This is a genomic window from Pseudoalteromonas sp. SG43-4, assembly GCF_014164325.1.
GTDB lineage: Bacteria > Pseudomonadota > Gammaproteobacteria > Enterobacterales > Alteromonadaceae > Pseudoalteromonas > Pseudoalteromonas distincta.
Map to the genome: position 1 here is coordinate 134,855 of NZ_JACJFB010000004.1, position 20,825 is coordinate 155,679.

The window sequence follows — 20,825 nt, forward strand, 5'->3', positions numbered from 1 at the left end:
TTATACAAGCTATTGCATGCTGAGTAATTGTTTGGCTTTAACCAACTGTAAATCGGTTAGATTACCAGTAAGTAATTGCGCATTATTGTTAGTGTGTTCATTTTTTATTATAACGGCTTTATTACTTTGTGAAAGGTTTGTTTGATTAACCGCCACATCTGGGGTTATTCCTATTCCATCAATCGATTTACCTAACGGTGTGAAGTATTTCGCTGTGGTGAGCTTTAATGCGGTATTGCCATCACCGAGTGGAATGAGTGATTGTACAGAGCCTTTCCCAAAAGATTGGCTGCCAACAATGGTTGCTCGGTTATTATCTTTAAGTGCTGCTGCAAGTATTTCGGCTGCAGAGGCAGAATTTTCGTTTATAAGCACAACTATGGGCGCATTTTTTAGAATGTCTCCACGCTTTGCATAAAATGCTTGGTTAGCATCGTAAAAACGTCCTTTAGTCGTTACTATAGTGCCACTTTGTAAAAATAGGTCTGATACAGCCACTGCGCTTTGTAATGTCCCCCCTGGGTTATCACGTAAATCAATTACTAAGCCTTTAAGTGGGTAGCCAAAATGGCTTTGTAGGGCGGCAACTTGTAGTGCAACTTCATGTAATGTGTGGTTAGAGAAGTTATTAATAGCTATGTAACCAGTTCCAAAATCTAAAAGTTCGCTTGTTACACTTTCGAGGTTTATTTGGCGACGTGTGACATGAAAAGTGAGTGGGTTTTTATTGTTATCGCGATTTACAATTATATCTATATTCGAAAATTCACTGTCTCTTATTAGTGTTGCTACTTCGTCGATAGTACGGTTTTGGGCTGCGTTGTTGTTTACACTTACAATAATATCGCCTGGTAAAATACCTGCCGCTTTTGCGGGCGAATTATTAACCACGTTAACAATAGTCATATTCTCGTCTATGTTCTTAACTTCTATACCAATACCTGTGTAACGACCATTTGTGTTATCAAATAATGAGGCTAATTCATACTCATTTAAGTACTTAGAATAGGAGTCGAGTTTTGAATATAAACGCTCAAACTGTTGGTTGTTATATTTAATATGGTGGCTATTTTGTAAGGTGAGATCTTCAACGTAATAGGTATGAATGTTGAAGAGTATTTCGTCTATTTGTTGTCTTTTAAGATCTTTAATTGAGCTTGCTAGTGCATTACTAGTAAAGGTAATTAGGGTTAGTAATACAAGCAAGTACAGACTTATATAAAAGTCTGCACTTTTTTTATTAACGGTATTTATTGTGTGTTTTTTAGTTGTCATCAGCTGCTCCAAGGCGGTGCAGCGATTTATCTAATTAAATACGTTTGCACCATTTTACAGGATTTACTGCGCGTCCTTTGTGGCGTATTTCAAAGTATAGACCAGAACTTGCCTGTCCGCCGCTTTGGCCTACTAAAGCGAGGGTTTCGCCTTCACGTACCATATCCCCTACATCTCTTAGTAGCGTTTGAGCGTGACCATATAGGCTCATAAAACCTTCACCATGGTCTACAACAATTACCCATCCATAACCTTTTAGCCAATCGGCAAATACAACTTGCCCGTTGTGCACGCTATTAATATTAGTGCCTTCTTTTGCACCAATTAATACGCCTTTCCAATCAATACCACCATGTTTACGTTGGCCGAATGTGTGCTCTAACTTGCCTTTGCTCGGCCAGTCTAATTTTCCCTTACTCTTATTTAGGCCAAGTAATTCTATTTTTTGTGTTTTTTCTTTTTCGAGCTCTTTAATCGTTGTTACTAAAGTTTGTTGGTTTTCTTTTAAATAATTTATTGAGCTTTTAGTGCTGTTGAGCTGAGCTTGTAAGTTTTTAAGATTTGCTTGGCGTTCACTTTGTGCATTAAGTAATGCAGTTTGACGTCTTTTTTGTTCATCAAATAAAAGCTCTAGTTTTTCTTGTGTTTTAACAAGCTCTTCTTGGTTTTGTACTATTTGCTGTTGAAGATCTTTTAGATCTTCGATTTGTTCAATACGGGCTTTATTTAAGTAATTGTAATAGCTAAGTGTGCGCTCAAACTTGGCTGTGTCTTCTTGATTCAACAGCATTTTAGAGTAGTCGTCGCCACCGGCCATATAGGCACTTTTGAGTTGCGCGGCTAAAATTTTCTGAAACTGAGTGTGTTTTTTATCAAGCTCATCGGCTTTACTTTGTAACTCTTTTTGCTGTGTTTTAGTCTCTTTTACGGATTGCTCTGCCATGTTAAGTGCTTTAGCATTTTTAGCTATATCGAGTTCATGGCTTTTTAGATTTTTTTGTAGCGACGCTATTTTTTTTCTTTGGGCGTTATATTCAGCTTGGCTTTGCTCAAGTGCATTTTGAACCTCTGATAAGTCTTTTTTAGTACGATCTTCATTAGCAACTCCAGATGCAGCCACTAATGAAGTTAGTATCAAACCGCACTTAATTAACCGGTTAATACGTTTGTTCATGTGTTATTTCAACATCATGATAGGCGTACCAGTCATTTCTTTTGGTTGCTCCATACCCATTAAGTGAAGCATTGTTGGGGCTACATCACTTAAGGCTTTACCTTGCATTGGCTCTGCATCGCGACCAACATAAATAAAATGCACAGGTTCGCTAGTGTGGGCAGTATGTGCTTGGCCTGTTTTGAGATCAGCCATTTGCTCAGCATTACCATGATCTGCTGTAATTAGTGCTTCACCACCAAACTCTTCTAGCGCATCAACAACACGTCCGATACAGCTATCTACAGCTTCACAAGCTTTAACAGCGGCTTCAAATACACCTGAGTGACCAACCATATCGCCATTAGGGTAGTTACAAATAATAGCATCGTATTTACCGCTTTTAATTGCTTCTACTAGTTTGTCGGTTAGCATTTCTGAGTTCATTTCAGGTTGTAGGTCGTAGGTTGCTACTTGCGGCGAAGGAATTAGCTCGCGTGTTTCACCTTTAAATTCGCTTTCACGTCCGCCACTAAAGAAAAATGTAACGTGTGCGTATTTTTCGGTTTCTGAAATACGAAGCTGTGTTTTATTATTTTTTTCAAACCATTCACCAAGTACGTTTATTAGTGGTGTAGGTCCAAATGCAACAGGTGCGTCTATATCGGCTGCATACTCTGTCATCATTACAAATGCGCTAAGCTCTGGCGTTCTTTTTTTAGTAAAACCATCAAATTCAGGCTCAACAAAAGCGCGGGTAATTTCGCGGGCTCTATCTGCTCTAAAGTTAGCAAAAATAACGGTGTCGCCATCGTTTATTGAAGCCGGAGTGGCACCTGTTGGCGTAATAGTCGTAGCTGCTACAAACTCGTCGTTTTCGTCGCGCTCGTACGCTGCATTAAGTGCTTCAACACCATTATTAAAATTAAAGTCGCCTTCGGCGAGCGTCATTACGTTGTAAGCTTTTTCTACACGGTTCCAACGGTTGTCTCTGTCCATTGCGTAGTAACGGCCAATAAGTGATGCTAAACGTCCGCACTTAAGTTTACTAAATAACGCTTCAATTCGTTCAATTGATGCTTTTGCGCTACGTGGAGGTGTGTCACGGCCGTCTAAAAATGCATGGAAATAGACTTCTTTAGCACCACGTTTTGCCGCCAGTTCGATACTTGCAACTATATGATCTTCATGGCTATGCACACCACCTGGGCTTAAAAGACCCATTATGTGAACCGCTTTACCAGCACTTACTGCTTTGTCTATGTTTTCAACTAAGGCTGGGGTTGAATCAAACTCGCCATCGTTAATTGCTTTGGTGATACGGGTAAAATCTTGATACACAATGCGCCCTGCACCTAAGTTTACATGGCCAACTTCTGAGTTACCCATTTGACCATCAGGAAGACCAACATCTAAACCCGAAGCCGATATTAATGTGTGTGGGCGGGTGGCCCATAAGTTGTCTAATACAGGTGTGTTAGCTGCAAGAATAGCATTACTTTGCGTATCTTCGCGGTGTCCCCAACCGTCTAAAATCATTAATACCAGTGGTTTTTTATGCTCTGTCATAATAGCTCCTGAAAATTAGTATCTGTTGATGGATACTGTGCACCTAAAAAGGTTTATTAGCGTGGTTTTAGCATACCGTGTTTTTAAGCTAGGATCAGCATTGAAAACAAGATATTAAATTTTTTCACTTATACCTCATTGACTAACCTGAACTCTGCTTGAGATAGATTTATTATCCAGAGTTCTTGTTAACTATATATGGGGGGGCTTTATCGTTTTTTAAACGCCTCTAAGTGCTCCTAAACTCGCATTTTAGGTTGGTTTGGGTATACTTGCGTGGCTAAAGTACAAAATCCTTAAAACATTAGGGCGTGTTGCACTTTGGTGGTTGAATTTGCAGCAGTATGTTTGGTTTTTAGGCAAGGCAGAGCCTATGAAGTGTGGTTACTCCCCATAAATAGGCGATAACGTAGCATAAATACCAAACATACGCTGCCCGTTGGGTTCTTTCTAGGGACAATTACCTCTTTGTTGCTCGGTTTTTACTTAGCCCACTAGGTTACAAATCTCGCGCCGCGATTTAATCGCCCCTAGATTGAACAAATTTCAATCCACAAAGGCCAACACGCCCTAGGTTTAAAACATAATTTCATAGTGGAAGTAGAATGGAACAATATATTGAATTTATTACAAATCATCCCATTTTAAGCCTTGCTTGGGTTGGTATTGTTTTCCTTATTGTTAGTGGCTGGATAAAAAGTAAGCTTTCAGCTGTTCGTCAAATAAATCCCCAGCAGCTTACGTTACTTATTAACCGTGATGACGGTCAAGTAATCGATATACGTGCGCAAAAAGAGTTTAATGCAGGGCGTATTTCTGGTGCTGAGCACTTAAGCCCAGAGAATGCGAAAAAATCTGACTTTTCAAGCCTTGAAAAGTACAAGACTAAACCCATTATAGTTGTATGTACTACAGGTATGACTGCCCAAGGTACTGCAGCCGCTATGAGTAAAGCTGGTTTTGAACGAGTTTACTTATTAGCAGGTGGCATGGGTGCGTGGCAATCTGCCAGCTTACCAACTACAACAGGTCGCTAATCAGTTTAGCTAGGCCGATAGAGGATTTATTATGAGTAATGTTGTTTTATACACCAAGGCGTATTGTCCATTTTGTCAGCGTGCTCTTTCGCTTTTAAACAGCAAAGGCGTTGAATACACAAATTATGATATTGGTGTGCAGCCTGAGCTACGCGATGAAATGATTGCCAAAGCAGGTGGTGCAAGCACAGTACCGCAAATTTTTATTAATGATGAACATATCGGTGGCTGCGACGACATGATGGCTATTGAAGCGCAAGGTAAACTTGACGCTAAGCTAAACGCTTAATTTAATTATAATAACGAACAAGTTAGGAATAACAATGAACGAAGAAAATCAAAACGTAGCAGCTGCTGAAGCTGGCGCACAATTTACTATTCAACGCATTTACACTAAAGATGTATCGTTTGAAACGCCAAACTCTCCGGCCATCTTTCAAAAAGAATGGACACCAGAAGTTAAGCTAGACCTAGATACACGCTCAAACAAGTTGGACGAAGGTGTATTTGAAGTTGTTTTAGCGCTAACTGTAACTGCATCTATTGGTGAAGAAACTGCGTTCTTATGTGAAATTCAACAAGCAGGTATTTTTACTATTGCTGAAGTTGAAGAAGTGCAACTTGCGCACATGCTAGGTGCATTTTGTCCTAACGTGTTATTCCCATATGCACGTGAAGCTGTTTCAAATCTTGTTAACCGTGGTACTTTCCCACAGCTTAACCTTGCGCCAGTTAATTTTGATGCGTTATTTGCACAATACATGCAACAACGTACTGCGCAAGCTGACCAGGCTTCAGCAGACGCATAACTTATGAGTACAGCAACTACAGCTGTTACTGTATTAGGGGCGGGGTCTTACGGCACCGCCCTTGCTATTTGTTTAGCCCGAAATGGTCACCAGGTGACACTTTGGGGAAGAAATAGCGACGACGTTGCCACGCTTGCAGCTGAGCGGAAAAATCAACGTTACTTACCTGATGCTCCTTTCCCAGATACTCTTACTCTTGAAGCTAACTTACAACATGCCGTTGCTAGCAGTGCTATTGTACTTGTTGTTGTGCCAAGCCATGCTTTTGGCGACACGCTTGCGCAAATAAAACCTGCATTGCAAGAGGGTGCTAAAGTAGCGTGGGCAACTAAAGGGCTTGAGCCTAATACTGGACGTTTGTTACAAGAAGTTGCTTTGCAAGAATTGGGTGATGACATACCACTTGCGGTACTTTCGGGGCCTACGTTTGCAAAAGAAATGGCTATGGGGTCACCTACAGCTATTTCAGTGTCTTCTACGTCACCTGAATTTGCGCAGCAACTGGCTGATTTACTTCATTGTGGTCGCTCATTCCGTGTGTATAACAATGATGACTTTATTGGTATACAGCTCGGTGGTGCGGTTAAAAATGTAATTGCAATTGGCGCCGGTATTTCGGACGGTGTAGGTTTTGGTGCTAATGCGCGTACCGCGCTCATTACCCGAGGCCTTGCAGAGCTCACTCGTTTAGGCTGTGCTTTGGGTGCTAAGCCAGAAACCTTTATGGGAATGGCAGGCCTTGGTGATTTAATACTAACCTGTACAGATAACCAATCACGTAATCGTCGATTTGGTTTGGCGTTAGGTAAAGGCGAGAGCGTTGATGCTGCTATTGAGTCTATTGGCCAAGTAGTTGAAGGCTTTAGAAACACTAAAGAAGTGTATTTACTAGCGCAGCGTGCTGGCGTAGAAATGCCAATCACTGAGCAAATTTATAAAGTACTTTATGAAAATAAAGACATGAAAGAAGCCGCTATGGCTCTTTTAGGACGAGAACAACGCGCTGAATAAGCGCTTGAGCTAGGCCTTAACTAAAAAACCGACACTATGTCGGTTTTTTATTGCCTAACGGATTATATTTACTGGGCGTTAGGGAAGCCCAACTGACGCCACGACTCGTAAACAAACACGGCGACTGCATTTGACAGGTTCATACTACGACTATTTGCTTGCATAGGAATACGTACACGCTGATCGTTTGGTAATGCTTGAATCATTTCATCAGGCAGGCCGCGTGTTTCAGGACCAAACACTAAACAGTCGCCAGCTTCGTAACTTGCTTCATGATGAAACTGACTGCCTTTAGTTGTACAGGCATACACTTTTTTAGGTTTGCATTTTTCAAGGTAGTCCTCAAAAGAGGCATGGCGTTGAACATGGCTAAATTCATGGTAATCAAGGCCCGCACGTTTCACGCGTTTATCGTCCCATTCAAAACCTAATGGCTCAATTAAATGTAATGCATAGCCAGTATTGGCACATAGGCGAATAATATTACCTGTGTTAGGCGGTATTTCAGGTTGGTATAAAACAATATCCAGCATAATGAGCCTTATAAAATAATCTGTAGTTTGACGAAGGGCAGTATACACGAAACCTTTTAAAAAAATGATATACTCAACACATTCAATACAGTGATTAATGGATACACGCGTGCATAACCGTAGCTACGAATTTTGGGTTAAAACTTCCAGCATTGTTACCATGGTCATGGTTAGCTTAATGATCGGCGCAAAAACATGGGCTTGGCTGGCTTCTGGCTCGGCTTCAATGCTTGGCTCGTTAACTGATTCGTTAATGGATATTACTGCCACCGCTATGAGCTTTTTAGTGTTGGGTTACGCACTGCGCCCAGCAGATGATGACCATAGATTTGGACACGGAAAAGCTGAAGCACTTGCAGGACTTGGCCAAGCCGCATTTATTGCTGGATCAGGTTGCCTACTTGCTTTTCATGGTATTGAGCGATTATTTAACCCTATACAGTTAAGCCATTCTTTATTAGGTGTGTGGGTAAGTATTTTTGCTATTGCGTGTACGCTCGTCATTGTATTTGTACAAAACAAAGTGGTTAAGTATACCGATTCAATTGCTATAAAAGCCGACTCAGTACATTACAAAGGCGATTTAATATTAAACGCTGCTGTGCTGTTAGCTATTTTGTTAGCTTATTATGGCGTGTTGTATGCAGATCCTATTTTTGCAATAGGTGTAGCGGGTTACTTACTTTATAACAGTTGGGATATAGCTCGCGATAGTGCCGATCACTTAATGGATAAAGAGCTCCCGGATGACGAAAAACAAAGCATATTTGACATAGCCAGAGCCCATGCTGATGTGCATGGCGTGCATGACATTCGTACTCGCCAAGGCGGTAAAGTTAAGTTTATTCAAATGCACTTAGAGCTTGATGATCATTTGAGTTTGATTCGCGCGCACAATGTGGCTGATGAAGTAGAGGCAATGCTCAAAGAACGTTTTGAGTCGGAGGTAGATATACTGATCCACCTCGACCCTTTGTCAGTACTTGTTAAGCCGTCACCGAATCACAAAATTGATAAAAGTTAGTTAATAGCGGCTTTCGAATTTCGTCACGTTCAAAAAGTAGCTCGTGTTTAGCGCCTTCAAAACTCTCAATCGTTGCATGAGCATGCCTTTTTGCAAGACTGTACTGTGCTTCGTTGTTTACCACTGTATCGCTAGCTGCACTTGCTATAAACAAAGGGATTGGTACGTTTAGGTTATCAACAGACTTTAAAAACGATATCGTAGCTGCTAGCCAGCCAAACGTAACGCCACCTAATTGTATGTTAGGTTCTAATTTATAGGTTTGCCTAAAGTAGGTGTAACGCTTCTCGCTGCTAGTAAGTACGTTTTCGGTAAATGGGATCGGGTTGTAGTTGCCTTGTCCAAATGCATAGCAAGAGTGTAAACCAAGTAAAGTGGCTAATTTAACAATAAACTTCGTTGGTATTTTTGGTACGTCTTTTGTAAAAATATCAAACATAGGAGCAGACAAAAACACGCCTTTATAGCTATTTCCAAATTTTGCTAAATAATCAATAGCAATGGCGCCACCCATTGAATGAGCTAGCATGACTTTTTTACCTTGCCAATGTTTTGAAACTATTTGCTGATCAAAGTTATTTAGGTCACTGCTGTAGTTATTATAATGTTTTACAAAGCCTTTATGTTTATTTTTAAGGTGCCTGTAAGAGCGGCCCTGACCTTGATGATCCATAATAAACACAGCAAAATTATTACAATACAGCTCCCAGAGTAGTTCTTTATATTTTTCTAGGCCTTCAATACGCCCTGTACTTACTACTATTGCGGTTGTCGCGTTTTTAGGGATTGCGTATGCGTAAAATAGCTTTCCTGATGGCGTATCTAAGTAGCTTTTAATTAAATTTGAAGTATAAAAAACATTAATGGCCTCTTGATTGCTCTCAAGCTGGGCTTCTGAACTATAAAACATGCTTTACTCTTTTATTAATGGCAAGGTTATATTAGCACACAAGCCACCTAGTTCTTTATTTGATAATACTAGACTGCCACCATGCGCAGTAATAGCATTTTTAGCAATCGCCAGCCCTAAACCCGTACCACCACTTACGCGATCCCGCGCATCTGATTGCCTAAAAAAGGGCTCACAAAGCTTGCCCAGTTGGTCATCGGGCACACCAGAGCCATCATCACATATTTCTATATAAATGGCATCTGTGTGCTTTAGAGTAATGCTAATTGTATTGTTTGCGTATTTAATAGCGTTACGAAGTAGGTTTTCAAGCGCACTGGCAATAAGTGTTTCGTCGCAATTAATATTTACGTCTACAGCGCCCACTATATTTAGCTGCTTATTATTTTGTTTTGCTTCAAACTGCGCATCGTTAATAACGTGATCTACAATTATTTGTAATGATTGTTTTTGCAGTGAAAGCGCTTGGCTTTTTGCTTCTAAGCGAGAAACTTGCAGCACGTCTGCAATCATTTTATCGAGCTGGTTTGCTTCTTTTTCTATGCGTAATAAATACGATTGGCTAGCGTCGTTAGCTTGCATTTGTGCAAGTCCGGTAGCCATTTTTAAACGTGTAAGAGGCGATCGTAATTCATGTGATATGTCGGCTAATAAGCGTTTTTGTGAGCTAATTAAAAGCTCTAACTGATTAGCCATGCTGTTAAAATCTCGCCCAAGTATTCCGAGTTCATCTTTACGGTTTACAGAAATATCGGCTCTTGCGCTTAGGTTACCCGCCGATAATTTAATAGCTGCTTTTTTAAGGCTATTTATAGGGGCTATTAAGTTACGGCTAAATACAAAACTTAAAATAAGAGAAGCAACAATTGCGATGACTATTTTCATCCAATTAGGCATAAGCTTAAAGCGCATTAATAGCGGCGGTTGATGGTTAATATCTATTTCATAAAGATAAAAACTCCCTTCAGGCACTTTTATATTAACAGGGCCGAAGGCTTGATATTTTTCGGTAAAAATAATTTGCGGTGACATATTTTGAGTAAAGTTTAATAAACTTAAGTCGATGCTCTCTGGCACTTCTTTATTACTAAGTGAGTCATCGGATTGTGCTGCGCTTAAATATAAAAGTTTACGCTTTGATAGGCGAGGGTGAACTAATACTTCGCTTAGGCTGCGCTTATGTTTAACAGCAGATCGCTCAATGCTTTTAGCGGTATATATCAGGTTTTTTTTCATCGGCCCATAAAGTGGCTCGTTAGATACCGCATTAATAGCGGTAATATTACTTAAAAATATAAGCGCTGCTACGGTGCCGATTATAGTTAACCAAAACCAAATAAATATTTTAAAAAATAGGTAGTGCCCAGGGTGCTTTAACCAAGCAAAGTAAGTGCTTTTATTCGCCTTGGATAAAGACATAACCTGTACCTCGCATTGTTTTAATTCGCTCGCCTGGAATATGCTCCGCAATTTTTTTACGGATATTACTTACATGCATATCAATAGAGCGATCAAAAGAAGCTAAGCGCCTGCCTAGCACTTCTTCGCTAATTTGCTCTTTACTAACAACTTCGCCTGCATTTTTACACAATAGCGTGAGTATTTCGTACTCTGTACCGGTAAGGGTTAGTGTAGAGCTTTCTATTGAGGCCTCTCGCGCTGCAAGGTTAACAGTAATACCATTAACGAGTAACTTACTCGTTGTAGCCGCATTTAAGCTATTAATGTGCTCTATACGGCGTGTTATAGCTTTTACGCGGGCTAGTAATTCACGATGATTAAAAGGCTTTGGAATATAATCGTCAGCGCCTAGCTCTAAACCAAAAATACGGTCAAAGTCTTCACCTTTTGCAGTAAGCATTATTACAGGGGTGAGTTTTGTTTGCCTAAGTTGTTTGAGTACTTCAAAACCATCAAGCGTTGGTAGCATTACATCAAGCAGTATAAGTGCGTAGTCGTTTGCTTGTGCTAGTTTAAGGCCCTGCTCACCGTCGTGTACGCTTTGTATTTCAAAGCCTTGGGCAGTTAAATATTCACTTAATAGTTCACAAAGGCCCGTATCGTCATCAATCATTAATAGTTTCATTTACAAACCCTTAGAGTTGTTTATAGCGTTATTTTACCCGCTAAATAGTGCAAAGGTGAATCTTTACACAACCTTTACACTGCTTTGCGTTACTTTGCGTTGAGTTAGGTATAGTTAACTCACTGGCTTAGCAGCCACAATCGCTCAACCAACCAATTCAATATTAAGGTAATGATTATGACTAAAGTAAACACACTATCAAAATTAGTACTTATTTGTGGCTTAGCAACAGCAACTCTTGGCGCTGGTAGCGTATTAGCTAAAGGCGACGGGCATAAGCAAGGCCATTCTCAAGCTCGTTTTTTACTTTCTGATCGCGGCGTTGAAAAATTAAGCCTAACAGATGAACAGCAAACTAAGCTAAAAGCTATTTTTGAAGCACAAAAAACACAAATGAAAGCATTACGCGGCGACGATAAAGAAGCCCGTAAAGCAATGCGTGAAGCGCACAAAGCAAAAATGGATGCATTACTTTCGGCGGCAACATTTGACGAAAATGCAGCTAAAGAGCTGTTAAACGAACGCCGCGAAAAAGGTGAGCAATTTGGTTTAATTAAACTAAAAACGCAGCACCAAGTAATGCAAGTTCTTAACGCTGAGCAACAAGAGAAGTTTGCTAAAATGCAAAAGCGTATGAATAAAAAGCATCGTAAACAAAAAAGTTAATTTTACTTTTTTGTAAATACTAAAAAACCAGCGTAATGCTGGTTTTTGTATTTAGGGCATTGTGAAGATAAATTATTTAAAAAAGTCATCTTCATTTTTAGCCATCATTGCCTCAATATCTTCTATCATGTCTTGGCTAAACTCTTCAGCCGAGGTAATTGGTGCAGAAATTTTATTATTTTCGAACGACCATTCACCTAAATCAATTAGTTGGCAGCGCTTTGAGCAAAAAGGGCGAAATGGGCTTTGCTCTGACCATTCAACTTTAGTTTTACAGGTTGGGCAGTTTACAACAGTAGGCATAAATTACTCTCTACAAATTTTTGGTGCATATTACATTACTTAGATATGAGTCTCTAGCTATAAGGCTCTGAGCTTAACGCTTAGAGCCTTATATCTTTTACTGTGGGACTTTAAAAATTGGTTACGCGGTTTATTTCACCAAGGGATGTAAGGCCATCGGCTGCTTTGCGTAAACCCGATAAACGTAAATTATTAAAACCGGCTTTAAGTGATACCTCTGCTATTTCAAGCGAGTTACCACCGCGCATAATAATTTGGGCAATTTCAGGAGTAATTTGCATTACTTCGTAAATACCCACACGCCCTTTGTAACCATCAGTACAGCTATCACACCCTTTAGGCATATATAACGTCATTTCTTCAATTTGCTCGGCGCTAAATCCTTGGCGAGCCAGTTCTTCACTCGGAAGTTGTTCTGGCGTTTTACATTTAGGGCACAAGCGACGTGCTAAACGCTGGGCTATTATTAAGCTAATCGAACTTGCTACGTTATAAGCGGGTACACCCATATTTAATAAACGAGTGATTGTTTCCGGCGCTGAGTTTGTATGCAATGTTGATAAAACCAAGTGACCTGTTTGCGCCGCTTTTATTGATATTTCTGCGGTTTCTAAGTCACGTATTTCACCTACCATAACTACATCAGGATCTTGACGTAAAAATGCACGCAATGCGTTGGCAAAAGTCATATCGGCTTTAATATTAATTTGTACTTGGTTTACACCTTCAAGGTTAATCTCAACCGGATCTTCCGCAGTACTAATATTACGCTCTGGCTGGTTTAATATATTTAAACCTGTGTATAGCGATACTGTTTTACCAGAACCCGTTGGCCCTGTTACAAGTATCATTCCTTGGGGCTGGGCAAGCGCATCCATATAGAGCTTTTTCTGCTCAGGCTCATAGCCTAATACATCAATGCCTAACATAGCGCTTGATGAATCAAGGATACGCATTACTATTTTTTCACCCCACAAGGTAGGCATGGTACTTACACGAAAGTCGATACTTTTGCGTTCAGTAATTTTTAGTTTTATACGACCATCTTGTGGTTTGCGTTTTTCGGCAATATCGAGTCGCGACATAACCTTAATACGCGCAGAAAGCTTGGTTGCTAATGTATTAGGTGGGCTTGCCACTTCATGCAAAATGCCGTCAATACGAAAACGAATACGGTACTTGTGCTCATACGGTTCAAAGTGTAAATCAGAGGCGCCTTTTTTAATGGCATCCATTAAAATTTTGTTGATGTAAACGATGATAGGCGCATCATCTTTATCGTCATCTTGTGGTGCTGTATCTCTTTGGCTTTCTGAATCTAAATCAGCAAATTCCTGAAACTCGTCATCAGTTAAATTTAGGCTGCCAGTGGCATCTAGTAATTGCTCAATTTTGTTATCGAGTTGAATATAATCAACAACAACAATTTCGCATGAGAGACCGGTACTAAATTCAAAGTTTTCGAATGCGCCGTAATCTGTTGGGTCTGATGCTGCTATATAAACTTTTCGATCTTTTTGAACAAGCGGCAAAATGTGATGTTTACGTATAAGTTTTTCTTTTACGAGGTCGGCCGGGATTCTTGTAGGATCAAAGTCTTTTAAATCAAAATAAGGTACGCGAAACAAGTCGATACATTGTTCAGCTAAATCTTTACTATCGATTTTTCCACATTTAGAAATAAGCTCAGCTGTTGAGGCAAATTCATTTTGTTTGTTTTTAACCGTGTCGGCATCAATGCGGCCAAGGGTTATAAATTTTCTCAATAACGGTGAGTTAATATTCATTGCGCACCTGTTTTATTCCTTCAATAGTAAGCAATTTATCAGAAAAAAGAAGGGGATTACATCACCTTTCATTCATTGTTGTGATTTTACTAACTAAAATACGAGTTTGTGTGAGTTAGGACAGTGTTAATGTGAGTTAGTTTTGTTGTGTAATGCATATTGTAGGTACTTTTTATGCAGATCAACAAGTTCTATATGCACTAGGTTTAAACTACGGTCGTTATTTAAAATATCATCCGCTTTTTGCTGTTTATCGGCACGTGACATTTGCGAGGCAATAATACTTTTAACTTGCTCACGACTTGTGTTGTCACGTTTTGCTGTACGCGCTATTTGTACAGAGGTTGGTACATCAATAAGTAAGGTATGGTCGCAATATTTATCAAGGTTGTTTTCAAATAATAAAGGCGCTACTAAAACAACATAAGGGCTAGTTGCACTATTTAAATCGTTTAGTATTTTTGCGCGAATAAGAGGGTGTAGCAACGCATTAAGCCATTCTTTGTCACTGTTGTTAGTGAATATTTTTGCGCGCAATTCTGCTCTATTTAATGTGCCATCAGGCAATAAAATATCTTTGCCAAAGTGTGCTGTAATCGCTTTTAGCCCTTTGCTATTTGGGAGTACGACTTCACGCGCAATTATATCGGCATCAACTATTGTAATACCAAGCTCTTCAAACATGTTACTGATGGCCGTTTTACCACAGCCAATACCGCCTGTTAAGGCTAATACCCAGCTGTTTACTTTAGTTATTTGCTCACTCATTTTAATAACCTATTAAATTAAAATAAGCGCCTTGAATTTGGTTGCCCCAAAGCATAGTGATCCAGCCTGCTATCGCTAAATAAGGGCCAAAAGGGATAGGGGTCGCTTTGTCTTTACCTTGTATGCTCAACAGCGCAATACCTATAATGGCACCTACTATGCTCGAAAGCAGAATAATAGTAAGTAATGACTGCCAGCCAAGTAATGCCCCAAATACAGCGAGTAGTTTAAAGTCGCCATAACCCATGCCTTCTTTACCGGTTAATAACTTAAATAGCCAAAACACGCTCCATAGACTTAAATAACCACAAGCTGCACCAATAATTGCATCGGTTGGTGTAATTGTGTAACCCATTACAGAAGCAATAAGTGCAAGCCATACTAGCGGAAGTGTAAGTTGATCTGGCAGCAGCATGTGGTCAATATCAATAAAGGTCAGAGCTACCAATATCCACGTTACAAAAATATATAAAAGGGCTTGCTCGGTCGCACCAAAGCTATAGGCAACAATTAAACTTAATAGGGCAGTAATTAGCTCTACAGCAGGATAACGGGCCGAAATAGGATTACTGCAGCTTGCGCATTTACCTTTAAGTATTAACCAACTAATAATAGGAATATTCTGCCAAGGCTTAATGGCTGTTTTGCATTTAGGGCAGGTAGAGTTGGGTTTTACTAAGTTAAAAGGCTTATTGATATTGGCTTGTTTAGATTTATTAGCTGTAAGCTCATCATCTAGCAATATGCGGCATTCGCTTTGCCACTCACGTTGCATCATCAACGGTAAGCGATAAATAACCACATTTAAAAAACTACCAATACATAAACTAATTAAGCCAATAGTGGTTAAATAAAACCACAACTGGCTTTGGATTACTTCAATAATACTTTGCATATAACGACCAAATAATTAAATAGCGTATTAAGATAAAAAGTTAAATAAAAATTAAACAACAGCGCCTAGTTGGAAAATAGGCAAGTACATTGCAACAATCAAACCACCAACAAGTACACCTAGTACAGCCATAATAAGTGGCTCAAGCAGGCTTGATAACCCATCTACTGCATCATCAACTTCTTGCTCGTAAATAGTCGCTACTTTAGCAAGCATGCCATCTAGTGAGCCAGACTCCTCACCAATCGCGACCATTTGTATTACCATATCAGGGAATATTTTTGAGTTACGCATTGCCCAGTTCATCTGATTACCAGAGCTTACTTCTACTTTAATATCTAAAATGGCATAACGGTAAACGGCATTACCTGAAGCGCCTGCGGCTGAATCAAGTGCATCAACCAGCGGCACACCTGCAGCAAAAGTGGTCGAAAGAGTTCGTGCATAGCGGGCAACTGCTGCTTTATTTAAAATCATGCCTATAACCGGGAGTTTAAGTATAGCTCGGTCGGTTGCATCTCTGAGCTTTAAGCTTTTTAGCTTAGCTTCTTTAAAAAGCCAACCTGCACCAACAACTGCTATCAGCATCATCCACCAATATTCTTGCATAAATTCAGATATGCCAATTACAAATAGAGTGAAAGCAGGAAGTTCAGCGCCGAAGCCATTAAAAATATCTTGAAATTGTGGAACTACAAATATTAATAAAATAGAAGTAACGATAAGAGCAATAACAAGTACAGCTATAGGGTAAAACATCGCTTTTTTGATTTTTGATTTTAAAGCTTCTGATTTTTCTTTATAAATAGCGACACGATCAAATATTCTATCAAGCGCACCTGACTGCTCGCCTGATGCAACTAAATCACAATATAAATCGTCAAAATAACGGGGGTGTTTTCTAAGTGCTGAAGATAAGGGTTGGCCGGCCTTAACTTCATCACCAATTGTTTCCATTAATTTACCAATACTTTTATTGGTAGAGCCTGATCCAATCATTTCGATTGATTGTATTAGTGGCACTCCAGCCATAAGCATTGTCGCGATTTGGCGAGTAATAAGTGCAATATCTTTTGGTGTGATTTTTTGAACACTTTGCAAGCCAAATAAAGGTTTTGCTTTGCGTTTTACCTTCGAGGGAGTAATGCCTTGCTTACGAAGCTGTGCTTTAACAAGTGCAATACTATCTCCACTTAATTCACCTTCTAACTTTCTCCCTCTGGCACTAACTCCAACCCATTGAAATATGTCAGACCCTTTCTTATTTTGTTTTTTTGCCATAAATAACTCTTAAATTAATATTTCGATGGAGTCCAAATAGCGCTATCCCAAGATTTATTTTGAGGATATAACGTTTTTGCAATATTAGTTTCTTGTTCTGCTTTATTTTTATAACCTAAGGATTTTAATGCCCTTATTTTTTCAAAATGTACATAGTCACTAGGGAAAGCTAATAAAAATGTATCAGTCCAATCTATAAATTGTTGGATACTATTTACATCATTGTTACGTATAGCTATTTCTAATTTTAATGTGTTAATTTGGATTTCTTTAAACTTATATTCTATGAGTGGGTTTAAAGCCTCTGAGAGTAAAATATGATTATTAGGTTCATTATAAATATACCTACGAAGTTTAATGGTTGACTGTAATGCAGTTATTGAAAAAACAAGAAGTAAAGTTGTAAATATTAAACTAGTTATTTTAATTAAGCTAATATTGGGCTTAATTTTTAAATTTTTAATGTTACATAATCGAATGATAGAATAGAGCATAGTAATAAAAACGATGAAATGTAATGTTGATTGGTAAAAAGGGTGCTCTGTTTGTGTATGTAAAAAAATAGGCAGCAGTATCAATAATAAGCAAGCTTTATAATTATTGGTACCATTATAGATAAGGTAGAAAAAATAGCTAAATAGCACTAAAAAGCTTACAGCTATTAAAATCCCACCTTCCACTATCCAAAGTAGTAGTTCATTATGAGGGTGTGGGATCCTCTTTCCATAATTAATGTTTTCTCGAACAGCTGATTTTGTTGCTGAGTATTTCAAAATTTCATTATGGAAACTGCCGTACCCATGGCCAGTAAACGGCTTTTGCAAAAAAAGTCCTGAGCTATCACTATATATATATAATCTAATTTGTGGTGTGCTAATCACATCTTTTTTTATTACGTATTCATTTCCTGAACTATATGGAAGGTTTTTTGCTAAAAAATGAGCTAATAGAATAAGAGCTGTGAATAAAACAATAGATTTGTAGCTTTTCTCTTTTAAATAAGTAAACAAATAATAAAAAGCAATGATTGCGCCTGCCAACAAGCCGGTTCTTGATTGAGTAAGGAAAAGAACCCAAATATTTACAAAAACAATGACCGTCAATAATACCTTGAAATTATTCTTCTTAGCTACTTTTAATAAATATAGTGCTATTGCCAACCCTGTTGACGTATAGCTCGCTAATACGTTTACTTGCTGAAATATACCAGTAGGTCTGCCATACTCAATTTTTATTGCAAAATAGCTATACTTGGTCATTAGGTAATTTTGATATAGAGAAAAGCAAGATGATATGAACGTTGAAATACAGATAACAAAAAGTAAAAGGGTTATTTGCTCTTTTGAAGGATTATATTGGCATAAAGAAAAATAATAAACTAAACCTAGGATTATAGTAAAAAAGCGGGGTATGGCTTTAAAGGCTTGAGCATTATCGCTCCATAAAAAAGGGATTGTAATTGCAAGTAAAAAAAAACATGAAGCTATAAAAAATTTATCAATTGTGAATTTATTTTTTAAGCAGGCAATGTGTATTAAGGTAAATGTTACAATACCAAGGCTAAACAACGTAAAAGCATTAAACGGCAGAGAGTAACCTGAACCACCAATGTTTGGTATGTAAAATAGAATACTAATAATAAAAAGAGGGAAAAAAATAAATGTTGTTCTATAGGTGTTATTCAAACTTGATACCAAATAATAAGAGCGCAAGTGCGCTCTTATTCATTATACTAGTTACAGCTAGTTGGTTTATGTTCAGCATCAGCATCTGTTGAACAAGTCCATGCACCAGCTGTTGAGCGAGTTAAAGTAACTATTTTTCCTTTAACAGCTGGACCACCAGCTACGGTACCTTTAATTGTGCCTGCGCCATCAGAAGGTGTCGAAGCAATTACTGTTGCAGAACAAGCTTTATTGTTTATTCCCATTTGGGCTGCAGTCATAGTTGCAGAAGCAGTCCCTTCATTCATCTTTATTTCGAAAGCAGTTTTACCTGGTGATATTTCAGCTAAACAAGCCGTAACTTGTGATTTAGAAGTGTAATTTTGATACGCAGGCAATGCAATCGCAGCAAGAATACCGATGATTGCTACTACAATCATTAATTCAATTAGGGTGAAACCCTGTTGTTTTTGAGTCATTGTTTTCATGTTTCCTCTCCTAAAGGATAGATTTTTGTAACTTAAATCACTTAAGCGGCAAAATGCCTCACTTAATTTAACTGATTTACTTTACAGTTTTACTTAAAATTAATTTTATTACACTTTAGCTTTAGAGTATGAAACACAAAAGCCGAATGTGAATTCATTATGTTTAGTACTAATTATAAAAGTTTACTAAGTGCACTACATGTTGTAGCAACAAATAGTATAGGCATAAAGTAAGTAGTTTAGTTGCTTTAGTTTTTAATTATGTCTTTAAAAACTAAAGGCACTAGTTATTAATGACTATCTTTTTAAATAAAATAGTACAACAGAATTAGTCTACCATTTTATTTTAGTATTTAGCACGTATCTTCTTATAAAAAAGCGATTTTATTTAACAATTTGTTACAAAGTAAGCCTTTTGGGTTATTTAATGCTTTTTTACTTAACTTGTCAATTAATTAGCGGTATTAATTACCCATTATTGCTTCATAATTGTTCAAAGCGCATCGATAAATCGATTGATTGTAAGTTTTTTGTTAATGCCCCGCTTGATATAAAATCGACACCTGCTTGTGAATGAATTTTGAGCGTTTCTAGGGTCATATTGCCTGAAACCTCTAGTTTTGCGCGCTTATTGGTTAAAATTACAGCTTGCTTAATTTGCTCTACGCTAAAGTTGTCTAGCATAATTATGTCGGCGCCAGCTTCAATTGCTTGCTTAAGTTCTGGGAGTGATTCTACTTCTACTTCGACAGGTTTGTTTGGGTGATTTTGTTTAGCTTGAGCAACGGCTTTGTTTATTGTGCCACAAGCCGCTATATGATTTTCTTTAATTAAAAATGCGTCAAATAAACCAATACGATGATTTGCACCGCCGCCACATTTTACTGCGTATTTTTGAAGTGCTCTAAGGCCTGGTATGGTTTTGCGTGTATCGAGTAGTTGCGTTGTTGTGCCGCTTAGCTCTTTTACATAATGTGCTGTAGTAGTGGCTGTACCCGATAACGTTTGTACAAAGTTAAGTGCAGTACGCTCGGCAGTTAATATTGAACGCGCTGAACCAGTGGCTGTAAATAATGTGCTGTTTGCTTTAACTGCGTCGCCATCATTAATAAGTACATTAACCTTAACGCTTGGGTCTACTTGTTTAAATACTTCAAGGATGATGTCTTTTCCGCAAAAAATACAGTCTTCGCGGGTGATTACTTTGGCGTTTGCTTGCTCATTTTGAGGGATCAATTGCGCGGTAATATCGCCTTCTTGTGCTGTTTGATAATTTAAATCTTCGTCAAGTGCTAGAGTAACAAGCTGAGTAATAAGAGTGTGCGAAATAGACATGGAATGCTCATAAGCGTTAATAAATTAGGCAAATTTTACTATGTTTATAAAAGAAAGAGAAGCGATTGCCTTTTCACCAATATAAAGATAAGTGCTTATAGTAAATTAGTATCTACGTGTGGGTTTGTATTACCTGTAGATGAGGTTTTATACCTCGCTTTTAATTTCAAAAGTTACGTTACATGAGCGGACGTAAATTAGCACCTACGTGTGGGGTTGAATTATTTGCAG

The 20,825-nt window shown here is 38.5% G+C and carries 21 protein-coding genes; 6 read left to right on the top strand and 15 right to left on the bottom strand.

Annotation, left to right across the window (positions count from 1 at the left end):
- Positions 1 to 9: 9 nt before the first annotated feature.
- The 3 genes from H5160_RS05735 to gpmM are packed head-to-tail and all read right to left on the bottom strand — an operon-like array spanning position 10 to position 3,997.
- Complete coding sequence (locus H5160_RS05735) at positions 10 to 1,275, bottom strand: S41 family peptidase (protein ID WP_024597558.1); 1,266 nt, start codon at positions 1,273 to 1,275, stop codon at positions 10 to 12.
- Positions 1,276 to 1,309: 34 nt separating this feature from the next.
- On the bottom strand, positions 1,310 to 2,449 hold the full coding sequence (locus H5160_RS05740) for a murein hydrolase activator EnvC (protein ID WP_182737040.1): 1,140 nt from the start codon (positions 2,447 to 2,449) through the stop codon (positions 1,310 to 1,312).
- Positions 2,450 to 2,452: 3 nt separating this feature from the next.
- Complete coding sequence (gene gpmM / locus H5160_RS05745; protein WP_182737042.1) at positions 2,453 to 3,997, bottom strand: 2,3-bisphosphoglycerate-independent phosphoglycerate mutase; 1,545 nt, start codon at positions 3,995 to 3,997, stop codon at positions 2,453 to 2,455.
- Positions 3,998 to 4,602: 605 nt separating this feature from the next.
- On the opposite strand from gpmM, the gene H5160_RS05750 reads away from it, so the two are divergent.
- Genes H5160_RS05750 through gpsA form a run of 4 tightly spaced genes read left to right on the top strand, consistent with a single transcriptional unit; the run spans position 4,603 to position 6,854 of the window.
- Positions 4,603 to 5,034, top strand: coding sequence for a rhodanese-like domain-containing protein (locus H5160_RS05750; protein WP_024604567.1), 432 nt, complete (start codon positions 4,603 to 4,605; stop codon positions 5,032 to 5,034).
- A gap of 31 nt (positions 5,035 to 5,065) precedes the next feature.
- Complete coding sequence (grxC, locus tag H5160_RS05755) at positions 5,066 to 5,323, top strand: glutaredoxin 3 (protein ID WP_002957783.1); 258 nt, start codon at positions 5,066 to 5,068, stop codon at positions 5,321 to 5,323.
- Positions 5,324 to 5,357: 34 nt separating this feature from the next.
- Complete coding sequence (gene secB / locus H5160_RS05760; protein WP_002957782.1) at positions 5,358 to 5,843, top strand: protein-export chaperone SecB; 486 nt, start codon at positions 5,358 to 5,360, stop codon at positions 5,841 to 5,843.
- Positions 5,844 to 5,846: 3 nt separating this feature from the next.
- The gene (gene gpsA / locus H5160_RS05765; protein WP_024597561.1) at positions 5,847 to 6,854 is read left to right on the top strand and encodes an NAD(P)H-dependent glycerol-3-phosphate dehydrogenase; all 1,008 of its coding nucleotides are present in this window, start codon (positions 5,847 to 5,849) and stop codon (positions 6,852 to 6,854) included.
- A 68-nt stretch (positions 6,855 to 6,922) separates the two neighbouring features.
- On the opposite strand, the gene trmL is transcribed toward gpsA, so the two are convergent.
- The gene (gene trmL / locus H5160_RS05770; RefSeq protein WP_002957780.1) at positions 6,923 to 7,387 is read right to left on the bottom strand and encodes a tRNA (uridine(34)/cytosine(34)/5-carboxymethylaminomethyluridine(34)-2'-O)-methyltransferase TrmL; all 465 of its coding nucleotides are present in this window, start codon (positions 7,385 to 7,387) and stop codon (positions 6,923 to 6,925) included.
- Between the two features lie 160 nt (positions 7,388 to 7,547).
- On the opposite strand from trmL, the gene H5160_RS05775 reads away from it, so the two are divergent.
- A complete protein-coding gene (locus H5160_RS05775; RefSeq protein ID WP_182194048.1) occupies positions 7,548 to 8,411 on the top strand; it encodes a cation diffusion facilitator family transporter in 864 nt (287 codons plus the stop codon).
- Here H5160_RS05775 and H5160_RS05780 read toward each other — a convergent pair.
- Genes H5160_RS05780 through H5160_RS05790 form a run of 3 tightly spaced genes read right to left on the bottom strand, consistent with a single transcriptional unit; the run spans position 8,374 to position 11,407 of the window.
- On the bottom strand, positions 8,374 to 9,321 hold the full coding sequence (locus tag H5160_RS05780) for an alpha/beta fold hydrolase (protein ID WP_182737043.1): 948 nt from the start codon (positions 9,319 to 9,321) through the stop codon (positions 8,374 to 8,376). The two genes, H5160_RS05775 and H5160_RS05780, sit on opposite strands and share 38 nt — an antisense overlap.
- A gap of 3 nt (positions 9,322 to 9,324) precedes the next feature.
- Positions 9,325 to 10,740, bottom strand: a complete 1,416-nt coding sequence (locus H5160_RS05785; protein ID WP_182737045.1) for an ATP-binding protein — start codon at positions 10,738 to 10,740, stop codon at positions 9,325 to 9,327.
- The gene (locus tag H5160_RS05790; protein ID WP_165735455.1) at positions 10,718 to 11,407 is read right to left on the bottom strand and encodes a response regulator; all 690 of its coding nucleotides are present in this window, start codon (positions 11,405 to 11,407) and stop codon (positions 10,718 to 10,720) included. Before H5160_RS05790 ends, H5160_RS05785 begins: the two co-directional genes overlap by 23 nt.
- Before the next feature lie 177 nt (positions 11,408 to 11,584).
- On the opposite strand from H5160_RS05790, the gene H5160_RS05795 reads away from it, so the two are divergent.
- Positions 11,585 to 12,073, top strand: a complete 489-nt coding sequence (locus H5160_RS05795) for a periplasmic heavy metal sensor (protein WP_182737046.1) — start codon at positions 11,585 to 11,587, stop codon at positions 12,071 to 12,073.
- 72 nt (positions 12,074 to 12,145) lie between these two features.
- Here the strand turns inward: H5160_RS05795 and yacG are convergent, their stop codons facing one another.
- From yacG to nadC, 8 genes are all read right to left on the bottom strand, one after another.
- Positions 12,146 to 12,376, bottom strand: a complete 231-nt coding sequence (gene yacG / locus H5160_RS05800) for a DNA gyrase inhibitor YacG (protein ID WP_002957774.1) — start codon at positions 12,374 to 12,376, stop codon at positions 12,146 to 12,148.
- A gap of 110 nt (positions 12,377 to 12,486) precedes the next feature.
- Positions 12,487 to 14,163: a type IV-A pilus assembly ATPase PilB gene (pilB, locus tag H5160_RS05805; protein WP_002957773.1), complete on the bottom strand. Its 1,677-nt coding sequence runs from the start codon at positions 14,161 to 14,163 to the stop codon at positions 12,487 to 12,489.
- Between the two features lie 126 nt (positions 14,164 to 14,289).
- Positions 14,290 to 14,931: a dephospho-CoA kinase gene (gene coaE, locus H5160_RS05810; RefSeq protein WP_182737047.1), complete on the bottom strand. Its 642-nt coding sequence runs from the start codon at positions 14,929 to 14,931 to the stop codon at positions 14,290 to 14,292.
- Position 14,932: 1 nt separating this feature from the next.
- Complete coding sequence (locus H5160_RS05815) at positions 14,933 to 15,826, bottom strand: A24 family peptidase (protein WP_182737048.1); 894 nt, start codon at positions 15,824 to 15,826, stop codon at positions 14,933 to 14,935.
- A 51-nt stretch (positions 15,827 to 15,877) separates the two neighbouring features.
- Positions 15,878 to 17,107 (bottom strand): type II secretion system F family protein, encoded by a 1,230-nt coding sequence (locus H5160_RS05820; protein ID WP_182737050.1) that lies wholly within the window; start codon positions 17,105 to 17,107, stop codon positions 15,878 to 15,880.
- A 14-nt stretch (positions 17,108 to 17,121) separates the two neighbouring features.
- Entirely contained in the window at positions 17,122 to 18,792 is a 1,671-nt protein-coding gene (locus H5160_RS05825; protein WP_182737051.1) for a PglL family O-oligosaccharyltransferase, read from the bottom strand.
- 47 nt (positions 18,793 to 18,839) lie between these two features.
- On the bottom strand, positions 18,840 to 19,259 hold the full coding sequence (locus H5160_RS05830) for a pilin (protein WP_310736667.1): 420 nt from the start codon (positions 19,257 to 19,259) through the stop codon (positions 18,840 to 18,842).
- A 483-nt stretch (positions 19,260 to 19,742) separates the two neighbouring features.
- Positions 19,743 to 20,594: a carboxylating nicotinate-nucleotide diphosphorylase gene (gene nadC / locus H5160_RS05835; protein WP_182737052.1), complete on the bottom strand. Its 852-nt coding sequence runs from the start codon at positions 20,592 to 20,594 to the stop codon at positions 19,743 to 19,745.
- Positions 20,595 to 20,825: the final 231 nt, after the last annotated feature.